The sequence below is a fragment of the Pirellulales bacterium genome, assembly GCA_033762255.1.
Taxonomy (GTDB): Bacteria; Planctomycetota; Planctomycetia; order Pirellulales; family JALHPA01; genus JANRLT01.
Genome location: JANRLT010000046.1, coordinates 1 through 14,135, shown reverse-complemented (window position 1 = coordinate 14,135; position 14,135 = coordinate 1). Strand labels below are relative to the sequence as shown.

The 14,135-nt window shown below is 54.1% G+C and carries 15 protein-coding genes; 8 read left to right on the top strand and 7 right to left on the bottom strand.

Annotated features, from left to right (window positions below; genetic code table 11):
* Positions 1–210: 210 nt before the first annotated feature.
* From SFX18_13630 to SFX18_13620, 3 genes are all read left to right on the top strand, one after another.
* Complete coding sequence (locus SFX18_13630; protein MDX1964189.1) at positions 211–933, top strand: hypothetical protein; 723 nt, start codon at positions 211–213, stop codon at positions 931–933.
* A gap of 173 nt (positions 934–1,106) precedes the next feature.
* On the top strand, positions 1,107–1,793 hold the full coding sequence (locus SFX18_13625) for a hypothetical protein (GenBank protein ID MDX1964188.1): 687 nt from the start codon (positions 1,107–1,109) through the stop codon (positions 1,791–1,793).
* Between the two features lie 211 nt (positions 1,794–2,004).
* The gene (locus SFX18_13620) at positions 2,005–2,559 is read left to right on the top strand and encodes a cytochrome c oxidase assembly factor Coa1 family protein (protein MDX1964187.1); all 555 of its coding nucleotides are present in this window, start codon (positions 2,005–2,007) and stop codon (positions 2,557–2,559) included.
* 19 nt (positions 2,560–2,578) lie between these two features.
* On the opposite strand, the gene SFX18_13615 is transcribed toward SFX18_13620, so the two are convergent.
* Positions 2,579–2,995 carry a PGPGW domain-containing protein gene (locus tag SFX18_13615; GenBank protein MDX1964186.1) on the bottom strand — a complete coding sequence of 139 codons (417 nt, stop codon included), beginning with the start codon at positions 2,993–2,995 and terminating at the stop codon, positions 2,579–2,581.
* A 149-nt stretch (positions 2,996–3,144) separates the two neighbouring features.
* On the opposite strand from SFX18_13615, the gene SFX18_13610 reads away from it, so the two are divergent.
* A complete protein-coding gene (locus tag SFX18_13610) occupies positions 3,145–4,239 on the top strand; it encodes a rhomboid family intramembrane serine protease (protein MDX1964185.1) in 1,095 nt (364 codons plus the stop codon).
* Positions 4,240–4,468: 229 nt separating this feature from the next.
* Here SFX18_13610 and SFX18_13605 read toward each other — a convergent pair whose 3' ends face one another.
* Entirely contained in the window at positions 4,469–4,768 is a 300-nt protein-coding gene (locus tag SFX18_13605) for a hypothetical protein (protein MDX1964184.1), read from the bottom strand.
* 241 nt (positions 4,769–5,009) lie between these two features.
* Here SFX18_13605 and SFX18_13600 point away from each other — a divergent pair, with 241 nt between their 5' ends.
* Positions 5,010–5,420: a hypothetical protein gene (locus SFX18_13600; protein MDX1964183.1), complete on the top strand. Its 411-nt coding sequence runs from the start codon at positions 5,010–5,012 to the stop codon at positions 5,418–5,420.
* A gap of 138 nt (positions 5,421–5,558) precedes the next feature.
* Here the strand turns inward: SFX18_13600 and SFX18_13595 are convergent, their stop codons facing one another.
* Positions 5,559–5,882: a hypothetical protein gene (locus tag SFX18_13595; protein MDX1964182.1), complete on the bottom strand. Its 324-nt coding sequence runs from the start codon at positions 5,880–5,882 to the stop codon at positions 5,559–5,561.
* A gap of 478 nt (positions 5,883–6,360) precedes the next feature.
* On the opposite strand from SFX18_13595, the gene epmA reads away from it, so the two are divergent.
* The gene (gene epmA, locus SFX18_13590) at positions 6,361–7,365 is read left to right on the top strand and encodes an EF-P lysine aminoacylase EpmA (protein ID MDX1964181.1); all 1,005 of its coding nucleotides are present in this window, start codon (positions 6,361–6,363) and stop codon (positions 7,363–7,365) included.
* A 2-nt stretch (positions 7,366–7,367) separates the two neighbouring features.
* On the opposite strand, the gene SFX18_13585 is transcribed toward epmA, so the two are convergent.
* Positions 7,368–8,855: a hypothetical protein gene (locus SFX18_13585; GenBank protein MDX1964180.1), complete on the bottom strand. Its 1,488-nt coding sequence runs from the start codon at positions 8,853–8,855 to the stop codon at positions 7,368–7,370.
* Positions 8,856–8,887: 32 nt separating this feature from the next.
* Positions 8,888–9,112 (bottom strand): hypothetical protein, encoded by a 225-nt coding sequence (locus SFX18_13580; protein ID MDX1964179.1) that lies wholly within the window; start codon positions 9,110–9,112, stop codon positions 8,888–8,890.
* 220 nt (positions 9,113–9,332) lie between these two features.
* Here SFX18_13580 and SFX18_13575 point away from each other — a divergent pair, with 220 nt between their 5' ends.
* The gene (locus tag SFX18_13575) at positions 9,333–11,666 is read left to right on the top strand and encodes a peptidase (GenBank protein ID MDX1964178.1); all 2,334 of its coding nucleotides are present in this window, start codon (positions 9,333–9,335) and stop codon (positions 11,664–11,666) included.
* A 279-nt stretch (positions 11,667–11,945) separates the two neighbouring features.
* Here SFX18_13575 and SFX18_13570 read toward each other — a convergent pair whose 3' ends face one another.
* Entirely contained in the window at positions 11,946–12,107 is a 162-nt protein-coding gene (locus tag SFX18_13570) for a hypothetical protein (protein MDX1964177.1), read from the bottom strand.
* A 791-nt stretch (positions 12,108–12,898) separates the two neighbouring features.
* Between SFX18_13570 and SFX18_13565 the strand changes: the two genes are divergently transcribed.
* Positions 12,899–13,279 carry a hypothetical protein gene (locus SFX18_13565; GenBank protein ID MDX1964176.1) on the top strand — a complete coding sequence of 127 codons (381 nt, stop codon included), beginning with the start codon at positions 12,899–12,901 and terminating at the stop codon, positions 13,277–13,279.
* A 498-nt stretch (positions 13,280–13,777) separates the two neighbouring features.
* Here the strand turns inward: SFX18_13565 and SFX18_13560 are convergent, their stop codons facing one another.
* Positions 13,778–13,909 carry a hypothetical protein gene (locus tag SFX18_13560; protein ID MDX1964175.1) on the bottom strand — a complete coding sequence of 44 codons (132 nt, stop codon included), beginning with the start codon at positions 13,907–13,909 and terminating at the stop codon, positions 13,778–13,780.
* Positions 13,910–14,135: the final 226 nt, after the last annotated feature.

The window sequence follows — 14,135 nt, the reverse complement described above, 5'->3', positions numbered from 1 at the left end:
CTAGATAACAACTTAAACTGTCCACTTGTTTTCCATTTTGGCCGTTGTCTAGCATAGAAGTGGGGATCCGAAGACCGGATGAACGTGTCTGGTCTAAGGCTCTTCCCCCATGGATCAGAAAATATTGCGCGGTACTCGAGAAGACGCACACGCACCCTAGATAACCTGGCAGGAAGCCCAACAAATCCCTGTTGGATTTAAGGAACTGTCATGTCCCATTTCCCCCAACCACATTTGCGTGGTCGAAACCCAAATCGACTCCAGCATGACAATACAGCGGCTCGGGCCCCGCACGCGCGGCGCGGTTCGCCCTTGAGCAATCGCGCGCGGACGGCGCAGCGGAATTTGCAACTTCCTTATATGCCGCCCGAAAATTGGTATGAACCGACCGGCAAAGGGGGGAAATACAAAATCGTAGTGCAAAATCCGGGCCAAGGCTATCGGCATGTCCTCAACGCCTCGGAAATTCGCGCTCGATTGGCTCAATTGCCACCAGAGTTTACGGCCAAGCTCGAAATGGTGCAATTGAGCCGCATGACGCGAAAAAAGTCACGTTTTCCATGTTATGGCATGCAATGGGGGACCACGCTGTACCTGTACCCGATCGAGGAAACCTTGATCGAACATTACTCGGCTCAACCCTCCCCTGCCCAATGGAACGAGGCCCGAATGTACGGTGGGCGTTGGGAATGCGATTCCGCGGAGGGATGGTCGCTAATTTGGACCGAAGCGGCGATCAAGGATTTTTATTTGAACAACATTTTGATCCATGAACTTGGGCATTTGCTGGATGACCGGAACACCCGCTCGATTGATCGGGAGCGGTATGCCGAATGGTTTGCCCTGGAATATGGTTATAAACCGACGATGGCGGCGCGAACTTCATCCACCAAGGCCAGCATTCCCCGGCATAGCAAGGCGTTTTACGCATAGCCGCCCTAAACGGGGTTGTTGGCCCTGGATCAACCGGCGTGGCTGTGGCTAGGTGTTGATTCACGGGATACCCCCGAGGGGCGACTTGCTATTTTTGTCGGATTTCGGCAAAATACTTGCAAAATGCGTCTCTGTTTGGCGGCCTTCGTTACATTTTTTAAGCGCGCGTTCCCATGGTCTTTGAACAGATCGAGCAACTTCAACGGCAATATACCGACAAATACGTGACCGTCGTGGGCTCTCGCCCCGAACTAGCCCGCTTTAACGATCTGGTGGGCCAGGTCAAGACGGTCAACATGAATGGCCGGGCACTGGTCGAGTTTTTGGACTACGATGCGAATACGGGTTGGTATGACATTGGGTTGGATTACCTAAAGTTTGTACCCGCGCCCGATCCCAACGCCAAAAAAGCGGAAAAGCCCGCCAAAGCCCCCCCCGCCAAGCCTGCCACGGCCAAAGCCGCTACCGCCGAAAAACCAGCGGCCAAACCTGCCGCTGCAAAGTCCAGCACGGCTGATATTTTGGCGGCGGCGCGAGCTAAAGGGGCCAGTGGAGCCGCTAGTCCGACTGCCAAGCCAGCTACTGCTGCGACTGGCTCTGCCGCGACCAAACCGGCCGGGGGCAAACCTAGCACGGCTGATATTTTAGCCGCAGCCCGGGCCAAGGCCGCGCCTCCCCCCCCTCCCCCGCAGACCGATTCCCCCGAGCCTGATCCCCAACCCGCGGCCCCGGTGGCACCTTCCGCGGCTCAGGTACCGTCCGCTAAGCCTGCCAATAAACCCGCGACAGGGGGAGGGCCGCTCCCCACGAATACGGCTGATAAAATTGCTTATTGTCGTAGGGTGGATGCCAAAGGTTAATAGTAAAAGACGATTGAAGCTCAAAATAAGCTCTTTTAATGATTTAGAACCGATGAATTGCTGTTTCCCGGTATTTGCTCCGGGGGATAAAATGACTTTGCCCGTTAATCCCGGGCATCGCAAAAAAAATGGCACCGCCGCAAGGATATTTCCTATCTAGCGGGCTGGCGTCGTCGCAAAAAAATTCAGTTTATTCATCCCAAGGTGATCCATGACTGCCACAGCCCCCGCCGCGCCGGTCGCACAGCGACGCCTGATCAGTTGGAAGTGGTACCCGGCCATCTTTTTTGGAATGTTGCTGCTGTTAATCATGGCTGGCGGCTTGGTCATGTATATCCAAGGGCAAAACGCGATCAACAGCCCCCCCTACCAACTTACGCTGCGGGAAATTCAGGCCAGCGCGCAAGTTCAGGCAAAGATCGGTCAACCCATTACCAATGCCACATGGTACCCGGCGGTCAAGATCACCGATAATGGCGAAAAAGGAGAAGCGTTGTGCCAGTTTGAGGTGTATGGTCCCCTGGGGACGCTGGAAATTAAATCCCAACTGCGCAAGCTGGCGGGAGAATGGTCTCCCACCGAATTAGGCTATAAGCAACCCGGCGTGCTGGAATATACTAGCATCATGAAAGAGTATTTGGCTAAAAACAAAAGCGATGTGCCAATATTTGATGGCCAGACCCCCGCGAAAACCACGACAAAAATCGATTTGCCTCCTCCTGACTTGGACTTTTCTATTGAAAATACGCCGGAAGAAAAAAAGTAGAGACTGGCCTTTAAGTGGCTCATTCGGAGGGGATCTCCAGAGGTTCCACGCCATATTTTTTTCGTAATGAGTTCATGCTGCGATGCACGAGTCGCTGGCGGAACAAATAACGTTCGAGCGTGCGACGTCCAGGAAAGTCCAGCAATGTCAACGATAAGAGCATGGCAATAATGCCTGGCCCGGGCAGGATGAGCATCGCAATTCCCGCCACCAACAACAGCAGACCTAAGACATTGCGTACAAACCACCAACCCCAGCGCGACGCCGGGGATGCCGTGGCAGGGGATGGCGGTGGGGCAGCGCGGGTAAAATAATCCCGTGGAATGCGCACCAACAACCATTGCACGGCGGCCAATCCCGCCAGTGACAGGCCCAGACCAATCGTCACACTCCCCAGTAACCAGTAGCGATTTTCAGAGATCCATTCCCACATCATGCGTGTTCAGCTGGTAAAATTAAACCTATTTTGGCGGTTTGTGCGCGGGGCGGGAGGCATTTTTACACAAAGGGGAGCCAATTTGTTACAATCGGCGCATTGGATTAAATTTTAGCTTATTTTTTCAGTCAATGGCTGAATGTCAATTTATGCGACAATTATGCCAATTTGAGGAGGCACCGACAGCCCAACGTTTTGCCGCGGCATTACTTGGCCGGGGGATAGACGTCCGGGTGGATGGCCAAAACGAGCAATGGGAAATTTGGATTCGGGATGAGGATCAACTCCCCGTCGCGGCGGAGCTTTTGGCCGAATTTCGCGCTAACCCCCAGGCTCCGCAATTTAATTCTAGCGCAAAAGTTACCCTGGATCAGCTCCAGCCGGGAAAACCTGCTCCCACTCCACGTTCCGGACGGACAAAGGTGATTCGGATGCGGGACAGGTGGGATTCCCCTTTTATCGCCCGCCCCGGCATCGTCTGTTGGTTCTTGGGCGTGATGTGTGTACTGGTTTTTGTGATGGATCCCGGCAACCGCGGTTCCCGGAATGATCTAGATACGTTTGCGGCCCATGAATTATTTGTGTCGCGGTTGGTTTATCAACCACTGCCGTCGTTTTTGGATGAAACGCAAATGCGGAAGCAAATGGGGGAGTTGCTGGCCGAGGCAAAAAGGATAGAAAGCGGAGAAAACGTTGATTTGCTAAAGAAGGAGCAAGAACAAAGAGAACTAGCGGCCAAAGCGCTGTTTGGCATGGAGCGGCAGCCCTTATTTGCGTCGATTCGCCAGGGAGAGGTGTGGCGCATTTGGACCCCCATTTTTCTGCATTTTGGCATCGCGCACATTGCCTTTAATATCATGGCGCTCTTTAGCTATGGAAGTTTGCTGGAAACGGCCAAAGGCTCACTCCGCTTGCTATTATTAACCGTGGCGTTGGGGGCGATCTCTAATACCTCGGAGTACTTGTGGGGGTACTGGTGGAATCCGCTGGTACCGGTGATCTTTGGCGGGATGTCGGGCGTGCTGTGCGGTTGGTTTGGCTACGCCTGGATGCAAAGCCGCTACAACCCCGGGGGAAATGTGTACCTCGATCCCGGACGCGTTATTTACATGCTGCTTTTTTTAGCGCTGTGCGTCGTCGGCGTCTTTGGGCCGATAGCCAATGCGGCCCATTTGGGGGGGCTGTTGGCGGGGATAGGGATCGCTTGGGGAGAGATTTGGCTGGAACGCCGCGCGGGTTCCTGATCCGGATGAATGTCACATTCCCAGAACCAAAAATTGTTCGGGCGACCAGCGAAAAATAATACACTTAAACCCCGCTGGCAAGTTCGGAGCATTGGCTAAAATAGGGGAAGGGTGATGGCGAAAGGGCAACACGCCATCGCGGCAACAAGCCCCCTTCCCGCTATGTCATTTCCCGGCAAAGGATGTCCCGGCGGATGCGTCCCGGGGTGGAACATCCTATTAGTGCAACTTACCAACTGCCAAAGCCGACGCTGAAATTTCGGTTCTGAAAGTGCAGGTAATTTGACGGTCCGGGATAATACGAATACACGCGCACCGGGGGATAATAAGGCACGTACGGGCGATAACCGTAATAACCCACTCCATGATGAAAATGGGCATGGTGATGGTAAGGATGGTGAAAATGGTGGTGATGCGGCGGGAACGGCCCGCAATGATACGGAACTTGTGCCTGACTGACAGATGCGCTACCAACCAACAGAGCGCAGGTTAACCCGCCCAACAGTAACAAACGACGCGCGACAGACATGGTAAGTACCCTTCCCAGATAGGGCCGCAAACAGCAAAGCTCGGAAGAAGACTTCCGTTTGCCGGCCGAAAAGATTGATAGTCCAATAACCCCGCCAAGGCCGTGTGCCGTTATCACCGGCACCTGATTCTTTAGCGGAATCTCCGACGGAGAGCGGACAAAAAGAAATTAAAGTATTTTCACGCTGTCAAATTGAATCAATTTGTCATCATTTTGTGCACACTTTATCCTGGCCGCCATCATGGAACATTCTACCTCCTCCCCCTCCCTGGCTAACCGCCGGGTTATGCAGTTGATTGCTCTCGGATTAGTTGTTTGGGGAAGCGTTCACGCCGTCGGCGTCTGGTGGGGCGGGACGGGAAAAGACAAATTCGCAGGAATGCCAGTGGATAAAGATGCAACAATTCGCGGCATGGCGGAGACAATCTCCCCTGCCACCACCACGACGTCAAATCCCCCCTCCGTCCAAACTGGTTGGTTTTCTTGGCCGATCGCCCGGGCCGCCGTGGTTGTGGTTTGCACGGCCCTCTTTTTACTGTTTTGGGGTGGGATGTTATTTTTACGCAAACCCAGACTTCCCCGCTATCGGGTCGCTTATCCTCCCTCTCATCCCTTACCCGAAACGCCCCCCTGTTCAACGGCGGCGCAATAAAAAACGGCATGCTTCCAGGATTTTAAGAAAAACGTTGTGCCGACGTCTTTCCCCAAAATCACTCAAAGCATGCCGACGGCCCGCTGCAAAAAACTGGGGCGTTGTGCAGTCCAGGCCAATTATTGTGCTGTCCAAACGTTACCAAGTGCCGATTCCAAAGTTCAAATTTCGCGTGCCAAACTGCACATAGTTACCCCCCCGGTAAGGATAGTTACCGTAGAACCGATTGGGGTAATACCCGCGATAACCCGGACCATAATATCCCCGGTTATAGTAGCCGCCATAATAAGGACGGTAATAATTGTTATAACCGTAGTTGTAATTGCGATACACCGGTGCGGAGCCACGATAGTTTGAATAATAACGTTGTGGCTGGCGATATGCCCAGTCAGCTTCCACGGTAGGCGTACTGGTAAAAACAGAGCCCACCGCCAAACCAAAAATTAACAATAACTTCTTCATCTTATTCCTCCGTTTGGATGACGTATTCCCGTCAGTAAAACACTGATACCAGGGATTGTGATCATTAGTCATGCCCTTAGTAATTTACATCTGACGTAAAGGTATAATTTGCAAGTAAAGTTCCAAAAGTGGGCGCGGTGGTAAAAAATGCTATAAATTTTGCCAGTTTGCATGATAATTATGCCAAAAATGTAAGCAAAAGCTTAGGGAGGATCAGGGCGTTGCACACTGTAACGGCTTGAAAGCACTATTGTTACGTTCATGGAGTCCTAGCTATGACTTTACCGTTCCCCGCAACTTATTTCATCATGGAGATTCAGATAGTACACTACCCCTAATGGGGTGGTGGAGGCTTAGTTTAAATTGACACAGTGGGCGAAAATCGTCCAATTCAAATGCCAAACGATCAGATTCCGCGGCCTTTCATAAAGTATCCCCCCCCCCGCGCAGTCATTTGCCGCGAGAAATCTGGAAAAAATTGAGCGCCATCTCCCCACCAGACGATGTGCCGGCGATATCCGCGGATATCCTCATGATGCGCGCGGAGTGGCTGGCGCGGCTACGGCAGTTTTTTACCCAACGCCATTTTCTGGAGGTGGAAACACCCGTACTATCGCGGGATACCGTGGTCGACCGGCATCTTGATCCCTTTGTCGTTTCCACAGAGGGCGCATTGCACAATCCCGCAAAAGTGGCACCATCCTCCGGACTGCGCTATTTGCAGACCTCCCCTGAATTTGGCATGAAGCGGTTGCTGCTCTTGCCCGAATTAACCGCTATTTTTCAATTGGCCAAGGTCTTTCGCCAAGGAGAAGTGGGACCATTGCATAATCCGGAATTTACCATGCTCGAATGGTATCGCGTGGGGGATGATTATGCGGCGGGCATGGACTTATTGGCGGAGTTGGCCCAGTTTGTGTTTCCCTTGGCCCCTTGCGCGCGTTTGAGTTATGGAACGGCCTTTAAGGATGCCACCGGAGTTTGCCCCCACACCGGCACAGTTAACCAGTTGCGACAATGTGCCCTGAAACTTCATTTAGCTCCCCCCCCCGGTTTGGGGGATGATCAGGATGGTTGGTTGGACTATTTGCTAACCGAACTGGTGCAACCGCGATTAGGAGTCACGGTCCCCGTGATCCTGTATGATTTTCCTGCTAGCCAGGCGGCGCTAGCCCGTGTCCGGCCAGATCAACCCCCCGTGGCGGAACGCTTTGAACTGTATTATCGAGGGATCGAGCTGGCCAATGGTTACCATGAACTACTCGATCCGGCGATCCTGCGCCAGCGCATCGAACGAAATAACGAATTGCGGGTGGCGGATGGCAAACCTCCCTTGCCCGGGGAAAACCGTTTACTGGCCGCCATGGAGCGGGGAATTCCCCCCTGTAGCGGCTGTGCCCTGGGGGTGGATCGGTTGCTGATGCTGCTGGTAGAAGGGCAATCGCTGGCCAGCGTGCTCCCTTTTCCCTGGGACCGGGCCTGATGCTAAAACGCCTGGTGCAAAACCTGCGGCCCGCTGAGCTGTTTTTTTGTAAAGCGGTAAGCCGCCTCCCCCAGCACGTCGGGGGCCTTGTCGGCGAATAAGCGGCCCAAGATGGCCAGTTCGTTATCTTTGATCTTTTCCCCCGGCGGGCGGCGGGCATGGGCGGAAACAATGAGCACAAAGAAATCGCCGCTTTTAGGAAGGGTGACACCTGTCACGGTTCCCCCGGCGTCACTGCGGGCCACAATTCCTCCCATTTGCTGAATGATCGTGCGCGCGGGGGCATCGACCGGTAAATCCGCGTCCTGGGGCCGAAATCCTTCCAAATCCAGCGGATTGAGGGGTTGGCTATCCACGGGCCAGATCAGCACGAGCGCGCCGGCATCCTTGGTATTGCGCTTTTGGTCGTCTTTATAAGTTATCGTCACCGAGAGTTGCGCGGGCTGCTGGCGTTGAGCCTGTTGAATGGACTCGGCTTGCATCGTTCCCCGGGCACCGATCAACCAGCCTAAGAAATAGGTGGCGCACGACAGCCCCAGTAAGAGGGCGATTTGGGTGTAAAGCGTGCGATGGGTGATCCAGATACCACCGGGAAGGTCATCCGGGACGTCGGGTGTCGTAGGGGAAGAGACCGCAACCGCAGCCGGGGGGACCGCTATGGATGCGATGCCATGCTGGTGTTCAACCGCAGACGCGGGAAAGGCGCTATTTCCGACGGATGTCGCGGTTTTTGAGGCCGGAGGGGTTGGGGGAGCCAGGTTTTCGCGGGATTTATTTGTTAAACCCGTCACCATCGTGGCTTCGCCATTTAACAGCCGTTCGACACTGGGGACCTGTTGCTGTAGTACGGGATTATCCACGACCACCGCGTCGGACATGTCAGCATCCAAAAGCGAATCCTCATCCAGACTGGGCAGAGGAGTTAAACTAGCCGGGGAGGATGGCGGCGACACAGACCGGGGCACGCTCGGAGGAGCGGAAGTCTTCACAATCCGGGCTTGAACGGTTTTGGCGTTGGAGGAATTTAGCGGGGCTTTGTGTCCGTTACGGGGTTTTGCCTCGGGCGAATGCCCCGCGATCGTGGGCCGGGGCTGCACGGTGGGTTGGCTGGTTTGTGAAGGACGAGAGCCTGGAGAACGAGGAGGCGTGGGTGGTGTAGCAGGCGGTGGGGGAGGAGGAATTTGCTGTCGTGGTTGTGGCGCAACGGGTGAAGCCAAATTGTCCAGGGCCTGCAAGATTTGCTCGACATCGTCGGATTCAAAGGCCTGAATCCGTTCACGGGGTAGGGAAATCTCGGGAGGAGTATCCCAACTTGCCGGGGAATTTGCCGTCGGTTGGGGGCGCCGCTGCTGGCACAGCTTTTCGGCCAGTACTTCGTCCGGGACTATAAGCGGTTTGCCGCAGCGGGGGCATTGAATTTCTGCTCCGATTTTGCGCGTGCCGATCCCCAGCATTTGCCCACAATCGTTGCAAGGAAACCGAACCGGCATAGCGCTGTATTGATATTAAAAGGGAGAAGCGTCTAGTTGGACTGCCGCAATTGGCGAATGGCGGTCACCACCAACAGGCCGACCAAATTAGCCCCCCACACGGCCAATCCAAAGATAGCACACCGACGCAGCCAAAACGCGCCGGTGGTATCGCCCAGGGCGGCTAGCAACTGTTCCACCAAAAACAGCACCGTCAATAAAATTGGCCAAGCCAATGCTCCGGCGATCAACCGCAATAACCAGCGTCGGGATATCACAAATAACACCGTCGGGCGGGAGTTAACCTAACGGCGTCCGATTGCCGTGAATATACTGATTATAACCACGAGGCAGGGCCAGGGTCCAATCGTGGGGCGGATAAAGAAAAATCCAGGCTTTTTTTGCCGAGTCGCCGGTTTTGATTGCCAACCGGACTTAAACATTCCACAATAAAACCTGGATGGAAAATCCCGGCAAAATCTGGAACAGGGAACAGTTATGGCTAGCGCGGCAGGCGGGCATCTCGATTGGAAAATCCCCCCAGCGATCTTCATGCTGGGGCTGTGCGGTTTCTGGGCCGCACCCCAGGCTCCCGCCGATGAAATTGTGCATCGCGATGGGCGGGTGCTGGATGGGCAGTTCGCCAGAATCTCTAAAACGGCCGAGGACCCCCTGGCGAATATCGATCCCGAGGCCTCGACCCCGATTTTTTTATGCGACAATGACCTGACACGCACCTTTGTGCCCTATCGCCTGCTACGCGAAAACACGTTCAAGCCCGCCGCCGATCCGCTGGAAAAAATCAAAATTCCCCAACGCGTCGCGGATGGCGACAACCGCGTCGCCTGTGTCGGGCCGTTTTTGGGGATGCAACCCTTTGACGAATTTGGCCGCCGCACCGTGGAGATCTCCACCGCCGCCGGGCCGGTCAAGGTGATCCAGGGGATCACCACCCTGACCTCCCGCTGGGCCAAGGTGGAGGGCCTAAACGCCGGGGGTAATTTGGTCTGGGATATGCGCATCGCCACTAGCAGTATTCCCCGCGATACCCTGAGTAAAATTGTCCGCAAATTTCAGGGAGGGACAGAGCCTAACCTCAACCATCGGCTCAAGCTGGTCCGTCTGCTGATCGATGCCGAACGCTACCGCGATGCCGAAGTCGAGTTGCAGGATCTGGCCAAAACTTTTCCCGATGATCCCCTGCCCAAGCAGGTGTTGGGAACAATTCAACAACTGGGGGCCAAGACACTTCTGCGGGAAATCGAACTGCGGCGCAATAGCGGTCAACACCAACTGGCGAATAGCCTGCTGCGGCAATTTCCCCAGGAGGGTCTGAGCGGCGTCACGCAGCAACAAATCAAGCAAATTTTAGAAGAAGACGAGCAATTGACGGTCCGCCGGGACGCCCTGATCGCCGAACTAGGTAAATTGGCGGCTGATCTACCCAGCGGCACCCGCGAGTTGTGGGCGGAACCCGTTGCCGAAATTTGCCGCGAACTGAGCCGGCATAATATCGAGCGACTGGCCCCGTACGAAAATTTGCGCGGTGATAAAAACCTGCGCGATGAGCAAAAGCTGGCCCTGGCGGTGACCGGCTGGCTGGCGGGGCCAAATTCGGCGTTAAATAATCCGTTGGTAGGGCTATCGTTATATAAGACGCGCAATCTGGTGCGGGATTATTTGCTGGAAAAAAACTCGCTTAAACGGGCTGAACTGCTACAGCTAATCCAACAAGAAGAAGCGAACTCCGTGGAGTTGCTCACGCGGATCATTCGCCACATGACTCCTGTCTGGCCCCTCCCTCCGGCGGCGGAATTGAAAGAAGTTCAAACATTGGAAGTTCCCGGCCAACCCAACCAACCCAACTACAGCTATCAGGTCTTGCTGCCGCCGGAATACGATCCTTACCGCAGCTACCCGGCGATTGTCTGTCTGCACGCGCAGGGGATGACACCCGCGCAGGAACTGACCTGGTGGGCAGGAGAAGCCACTCCCCGGGGAAGGTTTGGCCAGGCCACGCGGCATGGATATATTGTCATTGCCCCGGCCTATACCGATGGCGCCTACAGCGCTAGTCCGGAGGAACATGAACGCGTCACCAAGACCCTCCGCGACGCTTGCCGCCGATTCAATATCGACAGCGACCGAATCTTTTTATCCGGCCACTCCCAGGGAGCGAACGCCGCCTGGGATATCGGCCTGTCACACCCCGACCTGTGGGCGGGAGTAATTCCGATCAATGGGATGGCCATCAAGGAGTCGGTGGCCTTTTACCAACAAAACGCGTCGATTCTGCCGTTGTATTTTGTGCATGGGGAATTGGACTGCGGCGTGATCAAGGTCAACGCGCCCCACTGGGACAAATATTTCAGCCGCGCGTTTGATATTACCGTGGTGCAGTATTTGGGACGGGGGCACGAAAACTTTTCCGATGAAATCCTGCGACTGTTTGACTGGATGAATCGCAAGAACCGCGCGCGGGATTTGCGGTTATTTCCGGCAAAATACAAAATCACCACCCGCCGGCCGACGGATAACTACTTTTGGTCGCTGGAGGTGCGGGATTTTGGCGTGCAAAACATGGCCCGCGGCGTGGAAATCGAACAAGAGATCAAAGGGAACTCGGTCATTATTCGCGGTCCGGCGCAAGCCAAAGTTAGCATTTGGCTCAGTCCCGAAATGGTTAGTTTTAATAGCGAAATCAAGATTATCTACAATGGCCAATCGCTGGTGCGGGGGAAGTCCATTCCCGCCAGCGAGGAAATATTGCTCGAGGATGTGCGCACCCGCGGCGAGCGCCAGCACCCCTTTTGGGCCGTGGTGGAGAATTAGTACCGACGAGTTCCACTCGCCGATTATGCCGTAGCGGCGACGTTCCGTCGCCATGTTTCCTGTAGGAGGCGACTCTGTCGCCGATTTTCCCCGTAGCGGCGAGTTTCTGTCGCCGATTTCCTCGTACCGGCGACGTTTCGTCGCCATGTTTCCTGTAGGAGGCGATTCTGTCGCCGATTTTCCCCGTAACGGCGAGTTCCACTCGCCGATCCCCCCGTACCGACGAGTTTTCCTCGCCGATCATGCCGTAGCGGCGAGTTTCACTCGCCGATCTGGTATTTATTTAACCGCGACGCGCCGCGGAACGCGGTATTTGGTTTTTGGCGACTGGTTTTTGGTGAATTGCTCCTTCACCAAGCCGCCGATGGCATCGGCGATCCACGCCACCGTAGGTCCCGCTCGCCGAGCGGGACTGGGTATCTGGTGTTTGGCTTTTGGCAAAATACGCAGCTCCGGAGGAGCGCTATCTTTCTAGCCCACGATATTCACCAATCCTCCCAATTCTTAATTCTTCATTTTTAATTCTTAATTGCCTTCCCCTCCTCCCGCGCAGCGGTTGCAACCCTTTGCACCGGGCTGGAGCGCAGCGACTACCCGGGGTACACAAAACACCGCCCCTATCTCTATTAGCCGCGCAGCGGCGAATCCCCCCTCTCCCGATAGTTACTTTCTATTTGTGACAACGTCTTATCGGGAGAGGGACGGGGTGAGGGCATGTGGAAAATGGAGGAATAGTTTTTGGTTGCTGGCTTTTGGTATTTGGTTAAATGCTTCTGCCGCCACGCCGCAAATCACCCTTCCACTACCTTACACTATTACTGTACATATGTCAATACATTGACCTAAAGTAATTCCACATTTCCCATGGCCTGATTTTGCTTGACCGCCCCCCGTCGCCACTCGATAATATTGCCTGAGGATGCCGACCAGGGAACCTACCTTTACGACGCCCACGGCAACCGCCAGCGCTGGACCAAAGCCGATAATTGCTACGTTGTTTACTCCTGGGATCGGCGGTACCGCGGGTGGCAAGGGAACTTGTTCCCGTGTGCGCAGCACATGAAGCAAATTAGTTGTAGCCGAACTATTCTAAAACTGCTTCTTGCCGCTGCGCGGCCAAGGAACAAGTTCCTTGGATACCCGGTGAATGATCGGGGCTACCCGCTACCTTAATACAATTTTCAATGCACATGTTATATAAACCCTACTTTCTAACTTTCACCCAAATCCTGATGGCACCGACGAAATCGGGTCAATCAAGAATTACTGCTTTGTTCAATGTAGGAATGCGGTGTCGTTTTGTGTTGTTTGGCTTGGGCATTCTCTTTTTGAGCTTTGTTGGTTGTTCGGGCTATGACATCCAAACAATTCAAGCTGGTAAATATGAATTTGTGCTCTGTGATCGTACCGACCCACTCGATCTTCCTGGTCTTGCCATTGAGGTTAGACAACAAGGTAAAATATTAGCAGTGAAAGTTATTGATTGGTATCCCAATGCCTCAATAAACAAGGTCGATGTGTATGGTGACAAATATCATATTACACTTGGTGAGCCAGCTCATTTTTATGAGATTGTATTCAATTCTTCAACCAATTCCATTTCATATAAGTAAACAAAATATCCTGTCCGTCCTGTGCCAAAATTAGTGCAACCCCAAAATGACGCAATTGAATCTGGCAAATCGTAAGCCTGAAGAGGTAGATATGCCGTTACTCGCTGCCGACCCATGATGAATTTGCAAACATTCCACTACACACGCACAGCGAAGCACAGATTTTCCCGTTCGGCGCGTACCGGGTACTGGTTTATTCTTTGCGGGTGGCACGGGAACTTGTTCCCGTGTGCCCAGCACAAGAAGCAAATTGGTTGTAGCCGAACTACTCTAAAACTGCTTCTTGCCGCTGCGCGGCCAAGGAACAAGTTCCTTGGATACCCGGTGAATGATCGGGGCTACCCGCTGAAGGCAATTAAGAATTAAAAATGAAGAATTAAGAATTGGGAGGATTGGTCAATATCGTGGGCTATAAAGATGTCGCTCCTCCGGAGCTGGGCACGTTGATAAACTCCAAACGCTAAATACCAAAAACCAGCAACCAAAAACCGCGCTCCGCTACGCGTTGAGGCTAAACAGATAGCAGATCGGCGCTATTGAGACCGCGCTCCGCTGCGCGTCGCGGCTAAACAGATACCACAGTCCCGCTCGGCGAGCGGGACCTACGGTGGCGTGGATCGCCGATGCCATCGGCGGCTTGGTGAAGGAGCAAATCACCAAAAACCAGTCGCCAAAAACCAAATACCGCGCTCCGCGGCGCGTCGCGGTTAAATAAATGCCAGATCAGCGAGTGGAACTCGCCGGTACGGGGGAAGGGCGAGTTGAACTCGCCGGACGGGGGAATACCGGCTACTGCGTCGCCTCCTACTGGAAACATGGCGCCGGAACGTCGCCGCTACGGCTTGATCGGCGAGTG